The following is a 24,389-nucleotide window of genomic DNA, read 5'->3' on the forward strand; positions in this document are numbered from 1 at the left end:
GGTGTTCATACTGTTCACACTGTGAACACCGTGAACAGAATGAACACTTTACAACTTTAAATATTTATTTACAGTCCCAACTGACACACCCAATTGAGTAGCAATTTGCCTTTGGCTTTTTCCTTGTATGTTTAATTCCTTTACTTTTTCAATGTTTGTTTCACGGTCTTTATCAGTATATTGTTTTAGGTGTTCACGTTCATTACCATAACCAATAAACTCAAATTGTAAAAAATTATATTCTTTATTTATATGACAAATACAAACATTATCTGTATCAAATACTTGCTCACAATTACGTTGTTTAATTTGTTTGATATATCTTATTTGCTTGTCTTGGTTACTTTCTCCAATAGCAAAGGAACTATCACAAAAATTCATAAGCATTTTGCTTCCTGACAAATCATTTCTTGTAATTGGCTTTGATAAATCTCTTTTTGGCGTGTGTGCTAAAATCAAAATTGAAAGTGAGTACTTGCTTTTTAATTCTTTAAGTTTTTTCATTAATGGTAAAGCTTCTTTTGCTTTTTCATTATCGGTTTTTAAGTAGGTGAGATTGTCAATAATCAAAACCTTTGAATTAGATTTTAAAAGACTTTGCTCGATTGACAAGATAAGAAAGTCATCAAAATTTTGATTAATTGGTAAATCAGCATCGGTATTGATTTCTATTCTTAAAAAATTATTGTCAAAGTTGTAATTTTCGGTATAATCTTTTGAATATCTATTTTGAAATTGCTTATCCGACAATTCAAAATCAAAGTAAAGAACAGACTGTTTTTGAGTTTCAATTTTGAACCCAATTATATGTTCTGACTTACTTATGCTGTTGCCAATTTGAACTGCTAAAATTGATTTCCCTAAATTGGTATCAGCAAACAAAATACATATTTCACCCTCATACCATAGTTGACTAAAAAGCATCTTCGGTATTGGTCGGTTCTTTGCTTCCTCCATCCACTCATTAGCTGTTTTTATCAAAAATAAACCATTTTCTGTTGTCTTAACTTCGCATTGCATTGCTTTGTCAATTACATTGCTAAAATCGGTTAAACCAATTGCCTGTTTATCTTTATCCATATTGCTATGAATTAATTGACTTAACCGCTTCTAAAACTTGTTTTCTGCTATAATACACCCTGTTTCCTATTCCACTACTTAATAGTTTACCACTACGAGTATGTTTCCATAAAGTCGTGAAATTTATACTCAAAAGAGTACAAACTTCTTTTCGGGTCATTAAATCGTTTTCGGGTTGTTGTGATTCTTTTGTTGCTTGAGGTTGCAACAATGGTTTAAGTGCTTCGGCTAATTGTTCAATTGTGATGCCGTTTAATAAAATTTGATTCATTTTTCTTATTTTTTAATTAATAAGAGCAAATGAACTTTAGGTTTATTTTGGGTTTAACCTAAATCGTTTCTTTTAAATTTATTCCAATTCGGATTAATTCTTTTTCTACTTTTTCAACAGCCTTTAATGAGTTCATTGGGTTGTTCGTTTGCGAAACAGAATTATTGACAATAGGATTAATCATTGGATAAATAGATGATGTTTTTATTCCAGTAATACCAGATAAAAAAGATGCTAAACTATGTGTGTTTGTATTAAATGGTGTTTTTGTTCTTAAAAAATCAATTATTCCCATTTTTTGCAAATAAATTATTTTTTCTCTACCATTAGTTTCACTTAAATCAATTTCTACTTCATCAACTTCTGTTTTTCCATATTTGCATTGTGCAATTTTCACCCGAATAAAAGCAATAACTTCTTGAAATTTATCCATATTCACAACAGTTCCACCGTAAAGTTCTCCTTCAAAATCTTGATGGCTTACAACATGAGCATTATTATAAATTTCTAATTGATATTCAAAAAAGTCTAATTCTGTTTTTGCGGTCGCTAAAATAAATTCATTCAGTAAATATTGAAAAGTACTTTTATATTCTTCAACGGTAAAGCAAATTGATTCGTTCATATTATGGATATATTCTACTTATAATTATTATTTTCTAATCATTTTTCTCTTTGGCAATTTTATACTTTTCATTTCATTTATAGGATTTTTTACAATTTTCTCTTCAAAAAAACTAAATAATTTTTCTTGATGTAATTTATAAATTGTTAATGGAGTTACATTTTTATAAATATAATCATATAATTTTTTTGTATCATTTACAGAATACTTTATATAAAAATTTTCTGTCTTAGTATGTTTGTTAGTATTAATATTTCTTTTTGTTAAACCTATTTTATTCAATTGTTTTTCTAAATCTAAAATAAATTCAAAAGAGCATGATGAAAAAGCAGAAGCAATAGCATTTTTACTTAAAGCTATTGAACCACTTCCTGCCCATAATCCTCTTATGAAATGAGGATATAATTCATCAGGTAAATATGGGAATTTAATATTTGAATTTTTTTTCTCACACATTCCAAATTCAATTAATTCATCAATTATGTCTTCATTTGAAATATGCAAATAATAAAAGCCACCTTGCTTAATGCCGTTATACTCTCTTTCTTTGACATAGTGAATTTCTAAATTTGATTTTAATATATCTCTACAATTTTCTATAAGATACTTATTCTTATTAATTATCCTGATAAATTGTTTCCCTGTATTAGAATATTCATATAATGAACCATCAGTAAATATCATTCCTAATAAGAAAGCTGTATCACAATCAAAATCATCAAAAACATCGAAATCATAATAAATAAATTCTTTCATCTATTATTATAAATTAATATTGGTGGTACAAATTTCATTTATTTTCTTTTTAATCCATCAAATGCTTTAGAATCGTTAGAACGCAAATAAAATTTAATCCTTTCATTACTTGGTATAATTGCTAAATTAAATTGCCTTTTAAATATCATTCCATATTTGAGCCTCAACTCAATACTTTCTTTTATTTCTTGAATTTTTATATTTTGAATTTCCTTTTTTGAAAGTTTTTTATTTGTAGAATTATCCAAAATTGATTCTTTTGATAAAACAATTCCTTGATTTAATTTATTCAAAATCAATTCTTGTGTTTCTAATATTTTATCAACTTTAGCTGATAATTCATCAAGTTTCTTTTCAAGCTCCATGTCAATTAGCCCTTTCTTTAATCTTTATTTTTCATTCAATTTATCAGGATTTTTAAGTGCCTTTTTTTCGTCACTTACTAATCTCCTTTCGATTTTACTAATATCCTCTTCGGGTGCCAAATTTTCAGGTACTATACCTCTTGAAAGCAAAGTACTTCTTACTGATTTGTTATTTGTAATGTGTTCTTTCGAAATCTGATTTTCGGATTTCATTTTATGCTGTTTGGCATTGAAAATAGTTATTTCGGTTGCAAAATCTTTTGCTTTTAATAAAATAGTAGGCATATGGTCTGCCAAGGGTTTTGTACTTGCCAAGCCCCATTTTACTTTCATTTGTTGCGTGGTTCTGTTAAACAATGCAGCATCTCCTTTGCTTCTAATTAAAGCAAAATTTTGATTGCCACCTGTTTGTTCAAAAATAACTTGCGAAAGTTCCTTCTCGGTTACTTTGAGTTTGTTTCTGGCTTGAACTCGCTCATATTCCAATATTTTTTGTTCAATTAACTCTGCTTTTCGGGTTTGAATAGCAAAATAGCGTTGTGCAAAAGCTATGGATTCTTTGCGTGAATCTCCATTTTGTGCAATAAGATAACAGGCGTAACGTGTAAGCATTATGTCTTGAATTTCTTTTTCAGCACCTGAGCCAATTGATACCATTTTCCCGACGTCGGCAAAATGGTCTTCAATACTTTCTCCTGATATTTCACAAGCAGATTTTGCTTTAGAAATAACGCTAACAAAATTATCCCATTTGGTATATCCCAAAAGGTGTTGTAAATCTCTTGCTAACCAAAACTCGATTCCTTCTTCGGTTTGGTTGGCGTGCGATTCAAAATTATTGGTTAACGTATGTATAATTTCATTTTTCATAATATTTTTTTTATTTTAATTTATCAAATATTCCACCAGGTAATGTTGGGGAAGAATCCTCTTTTAAAAGTCCTGTGTCAGTTCTACTAAATAAAGATTGTAAAATCATTTTTCTGTCTTCTTCATTTACTTCAGTATCTTTTAACAATGCTAAATAAAAGAAAGTTAAAGTATGTCTTTCTTCTGCATCTCTTGCTAAATGATATGAACTAAACATATACTTCGTTAAAGCTCTAACTGCATAAACTATTAATGAAATCAATGTTAAAAATACAATTGACCATCTTACAATACTAACTTCATTACCTTTAAATACTTTTTGAAAAATCCAATCAGGAGAAATAACTAATACAATACCTAAGAAAATTGAAGATCCAATTACAACTTTTATTAGTACTTCTTTAGCTTTATTTCCTTGTGTATAGTATTTATCCGATTTAATCTGCCAATATCTTGCTGGTTTTTGAAGTTTTAAATTGGTTTCATAAGTTTTTTCAAGTCTTAATAAGGTTTCTATTTTATCATCGTACCATTTTTGCCATTGCTCAGTTTTTGTGTCTTCAAACCATTCGTTAAAAATAGTTTCTTTGTTGTCTTTTATTTTTTCAACATCTTCAAGATGCTCCGCATAATTTTGCTCTGTTTTATTAAAAAAATCACTTAAATCTTTTTCAGATTCTGAAAGTTTCTTGTTAAAATCATTTCTAAGTTGACTTAAACTTTTTTTCTCTGAATTTAATTTTGAGTTGTTTTTAATTATCCCTTGTTTAACATATTCTCTTGCTAATAATATTCCTTCAAAATATTCATTATTCGAATTTCCTAAACTTATATTTTGCTTTGAAATATAACTAAACGCACCAATGAAAGTATTTTTACCAAATTCAGTGTTTACTTGCTGTAAAAAATCTAATTCAGGAACTTCACAAGGATAAATTATTGTTGAATAAGATTGTAAATAAGAATTTACATGCTGATTTAAATAATATAATGTATTGTCAAAATTTGGTCTATCATTCAGATATGAAATAATTTGATTAACTTGTTCAAATGCTTTTTTGAAAAAATCATATGATGTGTTTAATTCACTAATTTGGCTGTTATCTTTCCAAAAATCCCATTGTTTCTGAAAGTATTCATAAATTGAGGAATAACCTTTAAGATTAACTTCATAATTGAGATGTTCAATTTTAATTATTACTTCGATATTATTTAGCTCCTCAGCAAAATCTGATTTTGCAATTTCTTTTCTTAAATCAGTTAATTTCATAGTGATTATTTTTAACTATTCTCTACAATTTCTATTTCTTCCTCACTCAATCCATACAACTCATATACCATTACATCAATTTGTTTATCTGTTGCAATGATTTGATTTTTTGTTGCAATGGCTTGTTTTTGGTAGGTTTCAAAATACTCTTGTACTTCATCTTTTTGTATTGCTGACAATACTATTTTTGCTTTTAACAACTCAGCAAAAAAGCTTTGCAAAGGCAACTCATACCAAGTTTCCAATTTTTTAGTTGGCTTTTCTAAACCATAATCCCTTTGCAACATATTTATAACTTTTGATTGTTGCTTTTGCAAAGCTTGATTTAGTGATAGCATTGCTTCTGCTTTTTCTTTGAAAGGTTTTTGTTGTTCAGTTGATGCCTTTTTAATTGGAAACTCTTTAATATCTTTTGGGTTTAATTTTGGGAATGTTTTTTTAGAAAAATTTGAACATTTTTGAGAAGCATACCAACTAATTAATTTTGAATTCACTATTGATAAAATATAGAAAATGTCATATTCAGAATTATTTAATAAGAAAGGAGTAATACTATGTCCATAATAAGATTTTTCATCTGTATAAACAGCTTGAATTCTTTTATTTTGTCCTGGAATTTCCCTAAATAATATTCTTGGCGTTTCAAAAAATCTTGGTTCTCTTGGTGCTGCTAACCAATCACCATATTTTAACCACTCATCACCTTCTGTTAGAAAATATCTGTTTAAATGTTTTCCATCTAACCATTTACCACATGAATCATCAATTTTTTCTTTAAAATGATAGGCTCTACTTTTAATTATTTCCTGAGATTGACCTCTATAACTATCATAAGCAGTCAAGCCCTGTATACAATCTCCTAATTTTCCTAAAAAACATGTATCTGAAATGATATTCTCAATTATGAAATTAATATCATCTGAAACTTCATATTCTAAAATATAATTTTCTGCCTCTTTCCATCTTTTCATCAAAAAGGCAACAGAATTATCATTTTCGTATATGATTCTTACATAGTCATCATTAGTAATTTGTTTTTTTAAAGTGAATACGACGGAATTAACTTTGACATCAGCAAAAACATTTTCACCACAGAATTTTACTTCCAATATATTGGAGTTTTCCAGTAATAATTTTCTAATGTTTTCTGATTTTTCGAGTCTTAAAAATAATTCTGGCGTAATGAAAGATAAATAACCATTATCTTTTAAAATATTAATTCCTTTTTCATAAAAGTATAAATAACTTTCAAATTTATATTGATAAGAAAAATAATTGTCTTTAATGAAATTTTTCTCAAGGTTATTAAAACTTGCTCCATAAGGCGGATTTCCAATAATCACATCAAAACCACCTTTTGCAAAAACTTTTTCAAAGCTTTGTTGCCAGTTAAAAGCTTTATCGCCAGCAACCGCAATATCAACAATTAATGAGTTCCCACATTGTATATTACTACTTAAATCGTTTAGTTTTCGGTTGGGTTGTGCTGTACGTAACCAAAGGGAAAGCTTTGCAATCTCTACACTTTCCTCGTTTAAATCAACACCAAAAAGATTGTTTTCTAAAATACTGGTTTCTACATCGCTTAATACAAAAGTATCTCCAAATAATTTGGCTTTTAGTTCGTCAATATATTGGTGTTCCGCAATTAAAAAATCTAACGCTTGGTTAAGAAACGCACCACTACCACAAGCAGGGTCGCAAATGGTTAGTTGCAATAACCAACTTCTGTAAGCTTCTACTTTGTCAATTAAGGCTTGTAAGGTTTTCTTTTGTCGTTTTTTATCAGTTGTATAATTTTCATCTATCAATTGCAATTCGGTTTTCTTCTCCTCACATAATTTACCAATTGTGTTTTCTACAATGTATTTGGTGATATATTTAGGTGTATAAAAAACGCCGTCTTTTTTACGTTTGGTTTTAGTTTTATCAATTGTTCCACCCTCTAATTGTGCTTTTATTTCGTCCAATTCATTTAATGAATTTTCAAAAATATGCCCTAAAATATTCACATCGACTTCGCTGGCAAAGTCGTAATTACTTAAATTTTCGGTGTGTTTAAATAAAACGGCATCGTCAATTTTAATATTGTCTAAAATATCGTCAGCTTTAAACAATCCGCCATTATAGGCAAAAATTTGGTGTTCTTCCGTAACGTTTGATGTTGTTTGCGAAAAGGCTGGCAAAACCACTTTTGCACCACTATTTAAGTCGTTAAAATATATTTTGTATCGTTCGTATAAAGACACTTCAATACGCATAGAGCGTAAGTTTTGCCATTCTTTATTGATACGAAAAATTAAATTTGTAGGTAATAAGTTTCGGTCTTCTGCAAAGAAAATAAACAAAAATCTATCTAATAACTTTTGTGATTTTTTAAAGAGTTCAATAGGTTCATATTGCGGATTTAAAGCCACTAAATTTTGATGCAACTCTCTTTTAAAAAGCGAATAATCTTTATATAATTTTTTGGTAATAACGTCTTCTTGGCTTACCGATTCATCTTTAATTGTTTTTGCAATGCCTTTCGAAAGGTTATCATAAGCTAAACACAAATACAACAATTCAAATTCGGTTTGCGTTAATTGAAACAAATTAAACTCTAAAAATTCAATAGCATTATCAATATAAAATCTGATTTTTTCAAAGTTGGAAGTTATCACATAAACGCAATCGGGTTGATTGTTTTTATACCCAAAAGCTTGTGCTTCAATTTTATTTAAATCGGTTGTATTTGTGCCTTTTAATTCAATTACTGCTTTTACTTTTTCATTAATAATAATTGCTCCGTCAGCTTTTTTGCTGTCTTTTACGTTTTTGTATTCGGTAGTAAGATTAAATTTTGTTTCCGTTGAAGATGCTGGCTTGGTGTAGCCTAATATTTTAACAAACAAGTCTTCTAAAAACTCACCTTGATATTGTTCTTCTTTTAGACTTTTAATATCTTCTTGAACTTTTAAATTTAGGAAGTGGTTTTTATAGGCTTCCCATTTTTGCAAAAGCAAAGTTGAGTTTTGGTTTTTTAAGTATTTGGAAACTACGGAATTTTGAAATAATGGCATTTTTATAAGTTACTTAATTGAGTGTACAATTTATAAAAATTTAATTGTTAAGTAAAATATACTTATTAACAAACCAACCATTGCAAAAACGTTGAAAAAGCATTGCAAACGTATGTTTTAGTGCGTTTTATAGATGGTAAATGTTGAAATGTCCGCTAATTGTTTTGCAATGGAAAAGCTTATTTATTTGAAAATGCATTGCAAAGCAGTTTAAATACTAAGTTTCTATTTAATCAAATGAACTAAAACTTCATCCTCTGTATTCTAACCGCATTTAAAATAGCTAATAACGCAACACCTACATCTGCAAAAACGGCTTCCCACATTGTAGCTAAACCACCTGCTCCGAGAATTAAAACAATTGCTTTTACTGTAAATGCAAGTATAATATTTTGCCAAACAATCTTTTTCGTTTGTTTACCTATGTTGATAGCCATTGCAATTTTACTTGGTTTATCATCTTGAATAACAACATCAGCGGTTTCTATTGTGGCATCGCTTCCTAAACCACCCATTGCAATACCTACGTTACTTAAAGCAACCACAGGCGCATCATTTACTCCATCGCCAACAAAAGCTACTGTTTTGTTTTTAGCAATGATTTCTTTTACTTTATTTACTTTATCTTCAGGAAGTAAATCTCCGAAAGCATTTGCAATTCCAAGTTTTTGAGCAACAAATTGAACTACTGTATTTTTATCGCCACTTAACATTGTGGTTTTTATTCCTAAAGCTTTTAGTTTATCAATGGTGATTTGTGCATCTTCTTTTATACTGTCTGCAATAGTTAAATAACCCACAAATTTTTTATCGTACGCTACTGCAATTAATGTGTAAACAATACTTGTCGGGTCAATATCATAAGCTATAGAATATTTATCCATTAGTTTGAAATTTCCAACTAACAATTCTTTTCCGTTTACATTGGCTTTTAATCCGTGTCCCGATATTTCTTCTACATCTTTTAAAACTATTGCACTATCAATTTTACCAACAAATTGATGAATGGCGGTTGCTACTGGATGTGTACTTTGACTTTCTAAAGCATTAACCAGTTGCAAAATATCGGCTGCATTGAAATCGGAATTAAAAACAACTTCTTGAACTTTAAAAACTCCTTCGGTCATTGTTCCAGTTTTGTCCATTACAACATTTTGAACCGTAGCCATAACATCAAGGAAGTTACTTCCTTTAAATAGAATTCCGTTTTTTGAAGCTGCGCCAATTCCTCCAAAATATCCTAAAGGAATACTAATAACTAATGCACAAGGACAGGAAATAACTAAGAAAATTAAAGCTCGATATAACCAATCATTAAACTGATAATTTTCTACAAAAAACATTGGTAACACACATATTGCAACGGCTAAAGCAACAACAATTGGGGTGTAAATTTTTGCAAATTTTCTAATAAATAACTCGGTTGGTGCTTTTTTAGCTGTTGCATCTTGCACCATTACAAGAATTTTTGATAATTTACTATCCGTATAAGCAACGGTTACTTTTACTTGACAAACCGAATTTAAGTTTATCATTCCTGCTAAAACTGTTTCCCCTTTTGCTTTTGTGTCTGGTTTACTTTCGCCTGTTAATGCAGCAGTATTGAAAGAAGCTGTATCAGAAAGTAATTCACCATCTAAACCTAATTTTTCACCTGCTTTAAGTTGGATTATATCTCCAATTTTTGCGGTTGAAGCTTTGATTGTTTTAGCTACATTATTTTCCAAAACAGTAACTTCGTCTGGTCGTTGGTCGAGTAATGTTTTGATATTTGCTTTTGCTCTTTGAACAGCTAATGTTTGAAATATTTCTCCAATTGCATAAAATAACATAACAGCTACACCTTCAGGAAATTCGGCAATTGCAAAAGCTCCAATTGTAGCTATTGATATTAACAGAAACTCTGAAAACACATCACCTTTTCTAATACTTTCAAATGCTTCTTTAACAACAGGAATTCCAACAGGAATATAAGCTACAACATACCAAGCTATTCTTATCCAACCTGTAAACCAAGATTGTGTAAAATAATTATCAAAACCAATTGCAATCAATAATAAAACAAAACTTATTATTGCTGGTAAAAACATTTGAAACGTTGATTTTTCCTCGCTTGAATGGTCGTGGTCGTGTCCGTCATCATCAGAATGATGTTCGGTTTTTTTATTTATTTTTTCTTCTAATGAGCAACAAATTTGTTTTCCTTGCTTGTCGTAAATGTGCTGATGTTCCATAATATAATTGTTATGAATTCGAATTTAAAATTTCTTTAATATCTTCAGGTATTTCCATTACTTTTAAAGGTGGTACATTTGCACCACCTGTATTACCTACTGGAATATGACCAACAAATGATTTTACACCACCTACCAATAATCGTGGAATTTGACCAATAATTTCTTTTGAACTTTTTATCTTAATACCAAACTGCAACATTTTCCAATGTACAAATGTGTGTTCATAAGGATGTTTTTGCCCAATAATATGGGCACGCTCCAAATGATACCAAGCAGTTTGTAAATTATCTTGCTTTAAATTATCCTTAACGGCTTCTAACTCTTTTTGATAAAAAGGAATTAGTTTATTTGGCATTTTGATATTAAACTTCATACCTATGCTTTACAACAACCATCTAAACTTTCATAAGCTTCTGTGTCAGCTTTTACTTCATCTGCATCATATCCTAATTTAGAAATACCTTCTTTAATTGCTTGTAAAGTGGTTTTCTTTGAATTATAATAAATTGTAAAAGTCATTGCTTTATCATCTAATTCATACATCTTAACACCTTTTATTTTAAGTATTTCTGTTTTGAATTTTTGACCGCAGGTTTCACATTCCTTACAATGATCACAATGTAAAAAAGTTTTGATTACAGCTTTTTGGGTTGTTTTTTGAGCTGAAACAAAATTTGAAAAGAAAAATAATGATACAACTAATACGATTAATTTTAAAACTGAATTTTTCATATTTTATTTTTTTAAATTAATGATTATGTCCGTCGTGGTTTTCTTTTGAATGGTCATGTCCTTCATGATTTTCAGTTGCATGGTCGTGCCCTTCGTGATTATCTGCTTTGGCTTCAATTAATTCCATTTTACAAACTGGACAAGTTCCTTTTTTATCATAGGTTTTACCTTTTTCACAATCCATCGGGCATTCATAAGTTACTTTATGAGCTTCTCCTTCTTTGTGATTATGACCTTCGTGTTCTGTTGTAACTTCTGTTTTTTCATTTTTATTACAAGAAACTACACTTAATGTTGCAATGGCAAAAGCCAAAATTAAAATTGATTTTTTCATGATAATTTTATTTATTTAGATGAATTATTGTTGAATATTATTAATGTGCGTGTCCGCCACCGCCTTCACTTTTTAGTAAATGACTTTGTACATAATACGCTCCTTTTAGTACAATTTTTGCATTAGGTTCTATTTTTTGAAGTAATGTTACTTGTGTATATCCTAATTGTGATGTACCTGTTTTTACTTCAATACGTTGGAAATGGAAAGTTTTTCCTTCAGCTTCTTCGTGCTTGTCACCATCTTCGTGATTATGTCCTTCTTTTTCATCGTGTGCTACTTCTTCTTTATGACCTTCTTCTAAAACAAAAATAAATTCTCTACCATCTGCTTTTATTATTGCTTCCGTAGGTAAAGCTTTAACAGTATTTGCTCCTGCATCAATAAGTGCATTTACATACATTCCTGGTATTAATTTTTGTTGATTATTCGAAATGTCAGCGTGTACTGCAACTGATTTTGTTTCGTTTTCAAAAGATTTACCAACGCTAAATATTTTTCCATTAATTTCGGTATTATCTTGATTGGTCAAAATAAAGCGAACATTTTGACCTTGTTTTACTTTAAATAAATCTTTTTCATACACTAATAAATCTACGTGTAATTTAGAATTATCAACTATATTCATTAATGGTTTACCAGTTTCTACATTACTACCAATTTTAATATAAATCTCTGTAATATTTCCTGAAATTGGCGCAAGTACTGGCACTGTAGCCGTAGTATTTCCATTGCCACTAATGTGCAAAGTATTTAGTTGTTTTTGCAATGAATTGAACCTTGCTCTTTCAATTTCATAATCTGATTTAGTTTTTTGAAAAACTTTTTTAGAATTTACTTCTTCATCACTTAATGTTTTTTGTCTTTCAAATTCTAATTTTAAATACTCTAAATTACTTTTTGAAGTTAAATAAGCTTCTTGAATTTTGGTAAACTCAGGACTTTCAATTGTTGCAATAGTTTGTCCTTTGCTAACTCTTTGTCCTTCCATTACATTTATTGTTTTTACAATTCCTGTAGTGAAAACTGATACATCAGCTTGATTTTGTGGTGGCAACTTCGTATATCCATTTGCCTTAATTACTTCGCTTAAATTTTTATCTGAAAAAGTACCTAATTCTATACTTGATGCTTTAAACTGAGCTTCATTTAATTCCACTTCTTTAATTGTTGTTGGCTCTTTTTCGTCCGAATGACTTTCTTCCGTATGAGCTTCGCCATCTGTATGTACATGTCCATCACCTTCAGTATGACGCAAAGAAAAATATAAAATAATAGCAAGAATTATTGCTCCTACTATTGATGCGTATATGATATTTGATTTTTTCATTTTATTTTTATTATTGATTGATACTATATTGAATTGTAATTATAGTTTGATTATAATTATAAATCGCTTCGTTATAATTTAGCTGAATTTGACTTGCAGTTTCTATACTCTGAACATATTCTACATAAGAAATATCTCCGTTTTGATACCCTTTTGTTGCATTTTTGATTATTAAATTTGCATTTGGTAATGCTGTGTTTTTATAATAATCAATTAACGAACTATATGTAATTAATTGTTCGGATTGTTGTTCTAAATGGCTTTTAAATTGCTGATTTATATAGTCAGCATTTTTCTGTTCACGTTCAATATTAGTTTTTGCAGCTTTCGCTCTTGCAATATTACTTCCTGCAAATAACGGAACTGCAATACCAACTGAAAATCCTTGAAATTGTGGTGAATTATTATAATAGGTTGATGTTCCTTTTACATCTTGATTACCTGTTATAGACTGTAAAAAATAACCAACTGAAAAGTCTGGATATAATGCAGATTTTTCTACTTTATGGCTTGCCTGTGCTATTTGAACTTGTTGATTTGCTAATTGAACTATTGGGTTTTGTTTTACCATTGTAGTATCAACTTTTGCAATAGCGGGATATGGCACAAATGAAGTATCTATTGCCATAAAATCAGTTTTTAGGTCTAAAATTACTTTTAGCTTTGATTTTTCAATTGCAATTTGTGTTTTATTTTGCTTTATTTTTTGTTCTAATTCTTGTTGCTTTGCCAATGCAATTGTTTTTTCTAAAGCATTTGTTTCACCTGTTTGAAACTTTAAATTAGCAGACTTCACAAATTTTTGCATTACTATATTTTGCTTTTCTAAAACGGTATTTTGTTTTTCGTAAAATAATAAGGTATTCCAAGATTGACGAATTGAATAGGTTATTTCTTGCTTTGAAACCCCTAATTTAGTTGCACTGGCATTGCTATATGCTGCAAGCAAGGTTCTTTTAGCACTTATTTGAAAAGGATTAAAACTTTGACTAATTTGAAAGTTTTTATCTTGAGCTTGCGAATTTATTTGCCCAAAAGTACCTAACAATTCCGTTTTAGGAAGTTCAAATGCTGTTTTTTGCATTTGTGATTGCATTTTTACTTCTAATTCTGAAGCTTGAATATTTTGATTGTTTTTTAATCCAATTTCAATTGCTTGCTTTACATCAAGTTTTTGAGTTTCTTGTGCAGTTACAGTAAATGAACCCAATAAAAAAGCTATTACTAAAGCCGAATTATTCATAGTTTTTCTTTTGATTTTTATTCCTTTTTCAAAATATAAATACAGAATAGGTAAAACTATTAATGTTAGTAAAGTAGCCGTTATTAATCCACCAATTACAACAGTTGCTAATGGTTTTTGAACTTCAGCACCAGCACTACTACTTATTGCCATTGGTAAAAACCCAAGTGAAGCAACGGCAGCTGTTAATATAACAGGTCTTAATCTTACTTTTGTTCCTTCTTTTATTCTGTCATATACATTATCCATACCTTGTTTTTTAAGTTCATTAAAATACCCTATTAAAACAATTCCGTTTAATACGGCTACACCAAAAAGGGCAATAAATCCAACACCTGCGGAAATACTAAACGGCATATCTCGTAGCCATAAAGCTACAATACCACCAATGGCAGATAATGGAATAGCTGTAAATATTAATAACGATTGTTTAATTGATTTGAATGTAAAATAAAGTAGCACTAAAATTAAACCTAAAGCAACTGGCACAGCAACAGAAAGTCGTTTGTTAGCTTCAATAAGATTTTCAAATTGACCACCATAAGTAGTATAATAACCTTCAGGTAATTTTAGTTTTTCGTCTAATTTAGCTTGAATAGTTTCTACAACCGTTTTTACATCAGCACCACGAACATTGAAACCTACAACAATTCTACGTTTTCCGTTTTCACGAGAAATTTGCATTGGTCCATCTTCATATTTTACATCAGCAATTTGTTCTAAGGGTATTTGACTTCCAGACGATAAGGTTACGAATAGAGCTTTCAAATTTTCAATATCTTTTCTGCTATCATTGTCTAATCGCACTACTAAATCGAAACGTTTTTCTCCTTCATAAACAACACCAGCCGTTTCGCCTGCAAATCCCATTCGAACAACTCTGTTTAAGTCGCCAATCTTTAATCCGTAAAGTGCTAATTTGTCTTTATTATAACGAATTGTTATTTGTGGCAAGCCAGCAACTCGTTCTGCTTTAGCATCTGAAACACCTTCAATACCATTAATTAACTTTACAACCTCTTCACCTTTGCTAACTAACATATCAATATCGTCACCAAAAATTTTAACTGCAACGTCACTTCTTACACCAGTCATTAACTCATTAAAACGCATTTGAATAGGCTGAGAAAACTCGGTAAATGCACCTGGAATATCAGACAAAGCATGTTCCATTTTTTCCATTAATTCTTCTTTGGTTTCTGCTGAAGTCCACTCGCTTTTATCCTTTAAGAGAATAATCATATCTCCAGCTTCAATAGGCATTGGGTCTGTAGGAATTTCAGCCGAACCGATTTTGGTTACAATCATTTTAATTTCTGGAAACTTATCTCTTAAAATTTGTTCTGCTTTTGTAGTTGCTTCCACTTCTTGAGATAATGAACTACCCGAAGCAATGATTAAATGGGTTGCAATATCACCTTCATCAAGTGTGGGAATGAACTCACCACCTAATGTATTAAATAAAAATAATGAGCCTATAAATAAGGCAATAGCTACACCAATAATTGCTTCTTTAACTCGTAATGCTTTTTCTAAAATAGGTGTATAGAAATTGTAAATTGCATCTATTATTTTATCGCTAAAATTCTTTTTATGTCCTGTTTGTTTTTTTAATGCCAAAGCTGACATCATTGGAACATAAGTTAATGACAATATAAATGCTCCTAATATGGCAAAAGATACTGTTTGTGCCATTGGTCCAAACATTTTTCCTTCGATACCTACTAATGCTAAAATAGGTAGATATACAATTAAGATTATTATTTCACCAAAAGCCGCACTACTTCTAATTTTTGCAGATGCTTTATACACTTCATCATTCATTTCTTGAGTGGTGAGTTTTCCTTTATTACTGACTTGGAGTCGATGTATAATCGCTTCAACAATAATAACAGCACCATCTACAATTAACCCAAAGTCGATTGCTCCTAAACTCATTAAATTACCACTAACTCCAAAAAGTTTCATCATTGAAATGGCAAATAATAAGGCTAATGGAATAACTGAAGCTACTACTAAACCAGCTCTCCAATTACCTAACAATAATACTAAAATGAAAATCACGATTAAAGCACCTTCAATAAGATTGGTTTGAACCGTAGTAATAGCTTTGTCAACTAAAACTGTTCTATCCATAAACGCCTCAATTTCTACACCTTCTGGAAGTGATTTTTTGATTTGTTCCATCTTTTCTTTCACAACCTTAACAACTTCGCCACTGTTTTCGCCTTTAAGCATCATAACCATTCCTGATACTTCTTCGCCTTTTCCATCTTTTGTAACCGCACCATATCTGATACTACTACCTATTTGGACATTGGCTACATCACGAATAAGTATTGGTATTCCGTTTTGATTTTTAACTACAATTTTATTGATGTCGTCAATACTACTAACCATTCCCACACCTCTAATAAAATAAGCATAAGGTTTTTTATCTATGTATGCACCACCTGTATTTTCGTTGTTATTTTCTAACGCATCAAAAATTTCTGTAATTGTAGTGTTCATACTTTTCAGCTTATCAGGCTGAACAGCTATTTCATATTGCTTTAGATTTCCACCTAAAGTATTTACTTCGGCAACACCTTTTGTACCGATTAATTGGGGTTTTATAATCCAATCTTGAATGGTTCTTAAATCTGTTGCATTGTATTTTTCTTCAAATCCTTTTTTAGGAAATACTACATATTGGTATATTTCACCTAAACCTGTACTAACTGGTGACATTTCAGGTGTACCAACTCCTTTTGGTATGGTGTTTTCGGCTTCTTTTATTCGTTCTGTAATTTGTGCTCTTGCCCAATATATATCTACTTCTTCTTTAAACACAACAGTTACAACGCTTAATCCAAAACGACTTATTGAACGAAGCTCAACAATATCAGGAATTGATTTAACTGATTGCTCTATTGGGTAGGTAATAAATTGCTCTACTTCTTGTGTTGCCAAAGTAGGCGAACTTGTAATAATTTGTACTTGATTGTTTGTAATGTCTGGTAATGCGTCAATTGGTAAAGTATATAGTGAATAACTACCAACGATAACTAATACGAGTGTGAAAAGCCCAATAATAAATTTATTATTGATACTAAAATGAATGATTTTATCTAACATTTTTATTGTATAATGAATTAATAAACAGAGAACTGTTTTCTTTTTTAAGTTGTTTAAAAGACACAACTTGTTAACCCGAAATTACTCGGGCTTCATTATACTAACTGCGGTGGTTGCCAAATACTTCCGAAGAAATTTGAAAAAGAAGCTGACTTATAAAAAGAAATAGAAGATTTTATTTCTTGAAATTGCACTAAAAATTGAAAGGATTGAATTTCTAAAAACGTTAATGTTTGTTGACCACAACAATTGCAAACACAAAAAGGAGAACATAAATCGGTTTCTTCGTCGTGAGAATGGTTGTGTTGTGAGCTACTTTGTGATTGTGATGATTTACCTAAAACATCATTATGCTTATCTGCACAAGGATAGGCAGTAAGCATAATTATATATATTGATAATATGATGTTTAGTATTTTCATTGTTGTAAAAGTAGTATTTTTTTACAAAAAATAAAAATAATTACAATTTGTGTTTTTAATTTTAAAAATAAGTAGAAATTCCTAAACTATATCCATCGGTAATTGATGGTGGATTTCCAAAAATATCGGTTTGTTTTTGCAATCTATAATTAAGTCGTATTACAGTTGCAATGGTATTGCAATGATATGATTTAACAATTGCAATGCCATTGCAATGATTTTCTACTCTCTTTTGTAGTGAATTTAAAAAGAATAAATATTGAAATGTCAGTTAATTGTTTTGTTGAAATATTAAATGTTACTTATTACTTCCATTTGTGGAGGTGTTTTTTTTCTTGATACTAATTTACTGAATAATTCCGCCATATGAAATGCGTTGTCATAAGTTGTTTTTCCGATGTAAGCTAAAAATACTTTTTCTGTTCCATGCCCTGTTATATTCATTAATACTGGTGTTGGAATAAGTCCGTAAAAATTAGTTGCAAAACTCCTACGTCCAACGTGTGATGTTATGAATTTGTGTTTCGGCAATGTTTTTATTGTTGTTGCTCCTCTACTTGTTGCTTTATTCCTGTCAGTTATAGGTTCATTTATTTCGGCAATTTGGCAAACAAGTTTAATGTATTTGTTATAATTTACTAATGATAAATGATAAGGCAAACCGTTTTTAATAATTTCTATTGCTTCGGGCAACAAAGGTATTGCAACTATTTTTCCTGTTTTCTGTTGTTTTAGTTCTATTATTTTAACACCATTTAATTCTTTAAAGTTGTCGCTTGTAATATTTAATAAGTCGCCACCACGTTGCCCGATTAAGCAACTTAATAATAGCCATTTTCTGGCGTTTATTAATGCTTTTTTATCTATTTTGGCAACTTTAATTTTTTCCTGTTCATCTTCGCTTAAATAAATAATATTTTCAGGTTCTTTAGTTTTGGATATTGCTTTTATGTTTTTTATTTGATTAGAAATTTCAAAATCATTTTTTTCAGCATCTAAACAAATTGTTTTTAAGTTTGCAATGTTTTTGCCTACATAATTTATAGAGTATTTTTGAGCAAACAACCATATTTTAAAATTCTCAACAAATAGTAAATTTATGTTTTTTACTAATATTGATTTACTGTTAAACTTTTCTAATTCGTAACGTATTATTGTGTTTTTGAATAGCTTTAAGTTTTGAATACGTCCATTGCTTAATCCAGTACCATTTTTTCCGTTTTCTTTGTATGGTGCTTCGTCAATATATTTTTGTGTGTATTCTGTTAATTTGTCAAGTTCTAATTTAGGTTTTTTATTATTGAATAAATCAATTTGAAATTGTAACCAGTCGCCTGTAATTTCTTCGCCAGCACTAACAGCAATATTGTAAGCATCATTTATAAAAACAGCTAACTTATCAAGCTTTGATTTTAAAGCTTTTGTTTCTTCACTTTTTTGTATGGGTTGCCCTTTATCTTTACTCCAATCTTTAGCGTTTATAATAAAACCTGTTTTGCGTTTTAAGACAGTTGCTCTATTTATAGAGTACCGAGCATAAATATTAGAAATTTCGCTTTTACTTTGAAGTAAAAATTTTATCTTCGCCATTATATTTTAATTTTTGTACAAAACAAATATAATATATTTAGTCAACATTTAGTCAACGAAATGCGAATTTAAACAAATTTCAATAAAACTGAATGAATTAAAAAACTCGTTAAGCTTTGATTTTATTGTATTTTTACGTTTTATAAGTTTTACGTAAATTCATAGGTTCAGTCCCTGCCGAGGTCACAATGTGTTTAATAATTAATACTATTTTAAGCAATGCAAGAAATTCCTGTACTAGAAAGAGAATATACTATTGCTGAATTTTTTGTCATGTTTTTGTTGTTAGCTCCAATTGTTTTTGGGTATTGTTACTTCATGTTATATGTGGTTGAGATTATTTATCAACGTAATTTCAAAAAGCCATTAATTGTTTTTGGACATATCTTCAATAAAAAAATATCGGAATCAGATAAAATGATTTTGAAAAATAACAGTCAATTTTATCAGAAGTTAAAACCTAAGTATAAAATATATTTTGAACATCGAGTTGCTACTTTTATTGAAAAAACCGAATTTTCCACTCGTGATATTTCGATAAATCAAGAAATGAAACTCTCTATTGCGGCTGTTTACATTCAGTTGACTTTCGGAATGAAGAATTATTTAAATAAACTTATTCAACAGATTATTATTTATCCTAATGTCTATTTATCTACTCATACTGATGAGTATTATAAAGGAGAATTTAATCCGAAATTGAAAACCATAGTGTTTTCTTGGTCGGATTTTAAAAGTGGAATCGACATTAAAAACGATAATTTGAATTTAGGTTTACACGAATTCACCCATGCTTTACATTTCCAGACTTTAAAAAGTGATAAACCAACACATGTTTTATTTAACGAATCGCTTCGTAATTTATTTTTATCTTTTTCTAACGAAACGTTACGACAGGATTTGTTGAATTCTGGATTTTTACGAGAATATGCTTTTGAAAATCAGTATGAATTTGTAGCCGTTTTATTAGAACATTTCTTTGAGTCGCCAGAAGAATTTAAATTAAAATTTCCAGAGGTGTATTTGAAAGTCAAACAGATGATTAATTATAACGAAAATTATTTCATAACCCATTTGCAATCCTGATAACTGTCATGTTTTTTCATGTTTTTTCGATGTAACTTTATACTGTTAAAATCGAAATATTATGAAAAAGTTAGTTCCCGTGTCAACTATAATGACAAGAAATATAGTTAAATTAAATTTGTCAGATGATTTAACAAAAGCTGAAACGCTATTTAAAAAACACAACATCCGACATATTCCGGTTGTGGTTGGAAATAAAATTTTGGGCATGTTGAGTTATACTGATTTACTTCGAATTTCTTTTGCGGATGCTATTGACGACGACGAAGATGTTGTAGATACTACAGTTTATAATATGTTTACAGTAGAACAAGTAATGGCAAAAAAATTAGTTTCCATATCTTCAGACACTACAATTAAAGAAGCGGCAGAAATTTTAGCTTCTAAAGAATTTCACGCTTTACCTGTTTGCGAAGGCGAATTGTTAGTGGGAATTATTACCACTACGGATTTAATAAACTACTTAATCGATCAATATTAAACAAGAAGCCTAACAATTTGTAAGGCTTCTTGTTTTTTTTATTTCGTAATTTTCTTTAAATCAGCAATTGTTGCCGTTGGATTTTCTGCTCCAAAAACATAGCTTCCTGCGACTAAAACATCAGCACCAGCATCAACTAGTTGTTTGGCATTTTTGTCAGTAACACCGCCATCAATTTCAATTAAAGTGTTCGACTTACATCTTCTAATCATTTCTTTCAATTGAAAAACTTTGTCGTATGTTTTTTCAATAAAACTTTGTCCGCCAAAACCAGGATTCACACTCATAATACAAACTAAGTCGATATCCTGAATAATATCTTCTAAAACTTTAACACTAGTGTGTGGATTTATCGCTACTCCTGCTTTCATACCTTCTGCTTTTATCGCTTGTAAGGTTCTGTGTAAATGATTGCAAGCTTCGTAATGTACGGTTAATACATTTGCGCCCAATTTTGCAAATGTAGAAATGTATCTGTCTGGATCAACAATCATTAAATGTACATCAATAGTTTTTGTAGCGTGTTTTGAAATGGCTTGTAAAACTGGCATTCCAAAAGAAATGTTTGGTACAAATACGCCATCCATAATATCAATATGAAACCAATCCGCTTCAGAATTGTTAATCATTTCGATGTCGCGTTGTAAATTAGCAAAATCAGCTGCTAAAACTGATGGAGCAATAAGTGTGTTTTTAGTCATGTTGTTGAATTGTAGTTATGTTGTTTGGCAAAGGTAAAATTTAACCGCAAGGTTCGCAAGGATTTTCGCAAAGTTCGCAAAGTTTTGATTTGTTGCCTCTCAATTATATTTAAAGATATGAATAACTGCGATATTTTTATAATGATAATTAATTGCAGAGAGCATCTAGTTTTAAATTTAACCACAAGGTTCGCAAGGATTTTCGCAAAGTTCGCAAAGTTTTGATTTGTTGCGTCTCAATTATATTTAAGGATATGAATAACTGCGATATTTTTATAATGATAATTAATTGCAGAGAGCATCTAGTTTTAAATTTAACCACAAGGTTCGCAAGGATTTTCGCAAAGTTCGCAAAGTTTTGATTTGTTGCGTCTCAATTATATTTAAGGATATGAATAACTGCGATATTTTTATAATGATAATTAATTACAGAGAGCGTCTAGTTTTAAATTTAACCGCAAGGTTCGCAAGGATTTTCGCAAAGTTCACAAAGTAATTTTTTCGTAAGAAACTCCTCTTTGGGGTTGGGGGCTAAAAACAAAACTCCGGATACCCGAGCACTTGTGCGAACTGACCGGAGATTTGTTTGCCAAAAAAACAAAACTCCGGATACCCGAGCACTTGTGCGAACTGACCGGAGATTTGTTTGCCAAAAAAACAAAACTCCGGTAATCAGCCGGAGTTTCAATCATCAATCAAAAAACGAACCGTTTGCACGGTTGTTTACTATTTGTATTCGTCAGTTCGAGTGATTTTTTGTTTCTATTCTCGAACTTTCGATTGGAAATCGAAAACTCGAATTGACGAAACAAAAAATTGTATCGAGAACTATCCTAAATACGTTTTTAATATTTTACTTCTAGAAGTATGTTTCAATCTTCTAATTGCTTTTTCTTTAATTTGACGAACACGCTCACGAGTTAAATCGAAAGTTTCACCAATTTCTTCTAATGTCATTGGATGTTGGTCACTTAATCCGAAATATAAACGAACTACATCCGCTTCTCTTGGAGTTAAAGTTTCTAACGCTCTTTCAATTTCAGTTTGAAGAGATTCATGGATTAATTCTCTATCTGGATTTGGAGATTCACCTGAACGTAATACGTCGTATAAGTTAGAATCTTCACCTTCTACAAGTGGAGCATCCATTGATAAATGACGACCAGAGTTTTTCATTGACTCTTTTACATCATTTACTGTCATATCTAGTTCTTTTGCAATTTCCTCAGCACTTGGTGGACGTTCGTTAGATTGCTCTAATAAAGCGTACATTTTGTTGATTTTATTGATAGAACCAATTTTGTTTAATGGTAAACGTACAATACGAGATTGTTCAGCCAAAGCTTGAAGAATCGATTGACGAATCCACCAAACGGCATAAGAAATGAATTTGAAACCACGTGTTTCATCAAAACGTTGTGCCGCTTTGATTAAACCTAAATTTCCTTCATTAATTAAATCGGGTAACGTTAAACCTTGATTTTGGTATTGTTTTGCAACAGAAACTACGAAACGTAAATTCGCTTTTGTTAATTTTTCTAAGGCGCGTTGATCTCCCGCTTTTATACGTTGCGCTAATTCAACTTCTTCATCGGCAGTAATTAAATCTACTTTACCAATTTCTTGTAAATATTTGTCTAGGGAAGCAGTTTCACGATTAGTAACCTGCTTGGTTATTTTAAGTTGTCTCATGGGGTTTTCTCCTAACTTTAAAAGTTCTTATTGTTATACGTAAGAAGTTTGTAAAAAGTTACAAAAGTTTTAAAAAAAAATGTTCATCTAAATTAATAAATGAACATTTTATATAAAATAATAGTGTTTCTATAGTATTCTGGTTGCATTCCAAATTCCAAAATTACTATCAGCGTATGTCCAGTTTCCGTTGAATTTGTTTTTCTCCATAAGCCCTGTTATTTGCCCAATATGTAAGTTTGCATTTAATTGGTATTGAGTAAAAGGATTACCGTTATCTTTTGCTTTTGAAATTTCATCAGTTGGTGAAAATAATTTTATTTCTCCATTTATATCAATAAAATCCCTTGAATTAAATTCTTTTGATAGGCCTTTTACTTTTAATTCTCCGTCAGTAGTAAAGTTAACATTACCAGATTCATCTTGACTTTCAAACCTACCTGTATAACATTTAACTAATGAGTTGGATTTTTCCTTAATAAGGCAAATTTTTGAATTTATACTTGAATAGAAATTAAAATTTGATGTAGCAATGACTCCTCCGCTTTCATTTAATCGTATCTCAAATGATATATTATCATTCGCAAAACGATATCTGTAAATTGGTAAAATGTCTTTTCCGTCGCCTCCTAGAATAGGAACATTTTCTAAAATATAGGTTTCATTATTCTCTGTTTGGAACTTTGCCCAAATTTTATCATCATTTTATAAATCAACATATAAGACACCTGAAGTATTCCCGATTACGATTCCCTTGTAAATGCCTTTGTGTGAATTGTCAAATAATGAATTAGCTTCTGGTTTACTAGCTAATGTAGTTGATGTGGTCGCCATTGTTGCTTGGTCGTCGTCAGAACAGTTTGAAAGTAAGCAACAAAAAATTAAAATTGAAAAAAATTTTTCCATGATTAATGATGTATTAGTTAAACTTAATTTAGTGGAAATTTATGTACCAAATTTTGAATCTAAATTTCTACTTCAAAGGTAATTATATAGGATTTACACTTTTGATATTTAACTGTTTAATCGATATGAAGGTTTTTCGTTTGGTTAATAAACCTAATTTTAAGAAATATTTATACTTAATAAATAAAAGGGTTCAATTTGCAGTGTTGTGCATCATAA

At 30.0% G+C, this 24,389-nt stretch carries 21 protein-coding genes; 2 read left to right on the top strand and 19 right to left on the bottom strand.

The window, feature by feature from the left end; genetic code table 11:
• Nucleotides 1–48 precede the first annotated feature (48 nt).
• The 16 genes from G6N05_RS06235 to G6N05_RS06310 all read right to left on the bottom strand — a co-directional run bounded on the left by G6N05_RS06235 (nucleotide 49) and on the right by G6N05_RS06310 (nucleotide 19,304).
• Nucleotides 49–1,080, bottom strand: a complete 1,032-nt coding sequence (locus tag G6N05_RS06235) for an AAA family ATPase (RefSeq protein ID WP_166125777.1) — start codon at nucleotides 1,078–1,080, stop codon at nucleotides 49–51.
• Nucleotides 1,081–1,084: 4 nt separating this feature from the next.
• Complete coding sequence (locus G6N05_RS06240; RefSeq protein WP_166125779.1) at nucleotides 1,085–1,351, bottom strand: helix-turn-helix domain-containing protein; 267 nt, start codon at nucleotides 1,349–1,351, stop codon at nucleotides 1,085–1,087.
• A gap of 58 nt (nucleotides 1,352–1,409) precedes the next feature.
• Nucleotides 1,410–1,976: a hypothetical protein gene (locus G6N05_RS06245; protein WP_166125781.1), complete on the bottom strand. Its 567-nt coding sequence runs from the start codon at nucleotides 1,974–1,976 to the stop codon at nucleotides 1,410–1,412.
• 27 nt (nucleotides 1,977–2,003) lie between these two features.
• The gene (locus tag G6N05_RS06250; protein ID WP_166125783.1) at nucleotides 2,004–2,732 is read right to left on the bottom strand and encodes an LAGLIDADG family homing endonuclease; all 729 of its coding nucleotides are present in this window, start codon (nucleotides 2,730–2,732) and stop codon (nucleotides 2,004–2,006) included.
• A gap of 38 nt (nucleotides 2,733–2,770) precedes the next feature.
• Complete coding sequence (locus G6N05_RS06255; RefSeq protein ID WP_166125785.1) at nucleotides 2,771–3,097, bottom strand: hypothetical protein; 327 nt, start codon at nucleotides 3,095–3,097, stop codon at nucleotides 2,771–2,773.
• Between the two features lie 24 nt (nucleotides 3,098–3,121).
• Nucleotides 3,122–3,967, bottom strand: coding sequence for a DNA damage-inducible protein D (gene dinD, locus G6N05_RS06260; protein ID WP_166125787.1), 846 nt, complete (start codon nucleotides 3,965–3,967; stop codon nucleotides 3,122–3,124).
• A gap of 10 nt (nucleotides 3,968–3,977) precedes the next feature.
• Complete coding sequence (locus G6N05_RS06265; RefSeq protein ID WP_166125789.1) at nucleotides 3,978–5,237, bottom strand: DUF6161 domain-containing protein; 1,260 nt, start codon at nucleotides 5,235–5,237, stop codon at nucleotides 3,978–3,980.
• A gap of 11 nt (nucleotides 5,238–5,248) precedes the next feature.
• Nucleotides 5,249–8,299 (bottom strand): Eco57I restriction-modification methylase domain-containing protein, encoded by a 3,051-nt coding sequence (locus G6N05_RS06270; RefSeq protein ID WP_166125791.1) that lies wholly within the window; start codon nucleotides 8,297–8,299, stop codon nucleotides 5,249–5,251.
• A gap of 242 nt (nucleotides 8,300–8,541) precedes the next feature.
• On the bottom strand, nucleotides 8,542–10,533 hold the full coding sequence (locus G6N05_RS06275) for a heavy metal translocating P-type ATPase (protein ID WP_166125793.1): 1,992 nt from the start codon (nucleotides 10,531–10,533) through the stop codon (nucleotides 8,542–8,544).
• A 10-nt stretch (nucleotides 10,534–10,543) separates the two neighbouring features.
• Complete coding sequence (locus G6N05_RS06280; protein ID WP_166125795.1) at nucleotides 10,544–10,909, bottom strand: DUF3703 domain-containing protein; 366 nt, start codon at nucleotides 10,907–10,909, stop codon at nucleotides 10,544–10,546.
• Between the two features lie 2 nt (nucleotides 10,910–10,911).
• Nucleotides 10,912–11,268 (bottom strand): heavy-metal-associated domain-containing protein, encoded by a 357-nt coding sequence (locus G6N05_RS06285; RefSeq protein ID WP_166125797.1) that lies wholly within the window; start codon nucleotides 11,266–11,268, stop codon nucleotides 10,912–10,914.
• Nucleotides 11,269–11,284: 16 nt separating this feature from the next.
• Nucleotides 11,285–11,602, bottom strand: a complete 318-nt coding sequence (locus tag G6N05_RS06290) for a heavy metal-binding domain-containing protein (protein ID WP_187003023.1) — start codon at nucleotides 11,600–11,602, stop codon at nucleotides 11,285–11,287.
• Between the two features lie 40 nt (nucleotides 11,603–11,642).
• The gene (locus tag G6N05_RS06295; RefSeq protein WP_166125799.1) at nucleotides 11,643–12,932 is read right to left on the bottom strand and encodes an efflux RND transporter periplasmic adaptor subunit; all 1,290 of its coding nucleotides are present in this window, start codon (nucleotides 12,930–12,932) and stop codon (nucleotides 11,643–11,645) included.
• A 10-nt stretch (nucleotides 12,933–12,942) separates the two neighbouring features.
• Nucleotides 12,943–17,292 carry a CusA/CzcA family heavy metal efflux RND transporter gene (locus G6N05_RS06300; RefSeq protein ID WP_166125800.1) on the bottom strand — a complete coding sequence of 1,450 codons (4,350 nt, stop codon included), beginning with the start codon at nucleotides 17,290–17,292 and terminating at the stop codon, nucleotides 12,943–12,945.
• Between the two features lie 95 nt (nucleotides 17,293–17,387).
• Nucleotides 17,388–17,714, bottom strand: a complete 327-nt coding sequence (locus G6N05_RS06305) for a DUF6660 family protein (protein ID WP_225875131.1) — start codon at nucleotides 17,712–17,714, stop codon at nucleotides 17,388–17,390.
• 291 nt (nucleotides 17,715–18,005) lie between these two features.
• Entirely contained in the window at nucleotides 18,006–19,304 is a 1,299-nt protein-coding gene (locus tag G6N05_RS06310; protein ID WP_166125802.1) for a tyrosine-type recombinase/integrase, read from the bottom strand.
• A 219-nt stretch (nucleotides 19,305–19,523) separates the two neighbouring features.
• Between G6N05_RS06310 and G6N05_RS06315 the strand changes: the two genes are divergently transcribed.
• Nucleotides 19,524–20,390, top strand: a complete 867-nt coding sequence (locus tag G6N05_RS06315) for a zinc-dependent peptidase (protein WP_166125804.1) — start codon at nucleotides 19,524–19,526, stop codon at nucleotides 20,388–20,390.
• A gap of 61 nt (nucleotides 20,391–20,451) precedes the next feature.
• Nucleotides 20,452–20,871: a CBS domain-containing protein gene (locus G6N05_RS06320; RefSeq protein WP_166125805.1), complete on the top strand. Its 420-nt coding sequence runs from the start codon at nucleotides 20,452–20,454 to the stop codon at nucleotides 20,869–20,871.
• A gap of 38 nt (nucleotides 20,872–20,909) precedes the next feature.
• Here the strand turns inward: G6N05_RS06320 and rpe are convergent, their stop codons facing one another.
• From rpe to G6N05_RS06335, 3 genes are all read right to left on the bottom strand, one after another.
• On the bottom strand, nucleotides 20,910–21,572 hold the full coding sequence (rpe, locus tag G6N05_RS06325) for a ribulose-phosphate 3-epimerase (RefSeq protein ID WP_166125807.1): 663 nt from the start codon (nucleotides 21,570–21,572) through the stop codon (nucleotides 20,910–20,912).
• Nucleotides 21,573–22,400: 828 nt separating this feature from the next.
• Nucleotides 22,401–23,264 carry a sigma-70 family RNA polymerase sigma factor gene (locus tag G6N05_RS06330; protein WP_026718320.1) on the bottom strand — a complete coding sequence of 288 codons (864 nt, stop codon included), beginning with the start codon at nucleotides 23,262–23,264 and terminating at the stop codon, nucleotides 22,401–22,403.
• Nucleotides 23,265–23,969: 705 nt separating this feature from the next.
• Nucleotides 23,970–24,170 carry a hypothetical protein gene (locus tag G6N05_RS06335; RefSeq protein ID WP_166125809.1) on the bottom strand — a complete coding sequence of 67 codons (201 nt, stop codon included), beginning with the start codon at nucleotides 24,168–24,170 and terminating at the stop codon, nucleotides 23,970–23,972.
• Nucleotides 24,171–24,389: the final 219 nt, after the last annotated feature.

This window comes from Flavobacterium bernardetii (genome assembly GCF_011305415.1).
GTDB lineage: Bacteria > Bacteroidota > Bacteroidia > Flavobacteriales > Flavobacteriaceae > Flavobacterium > Flavobacterium bernardetii.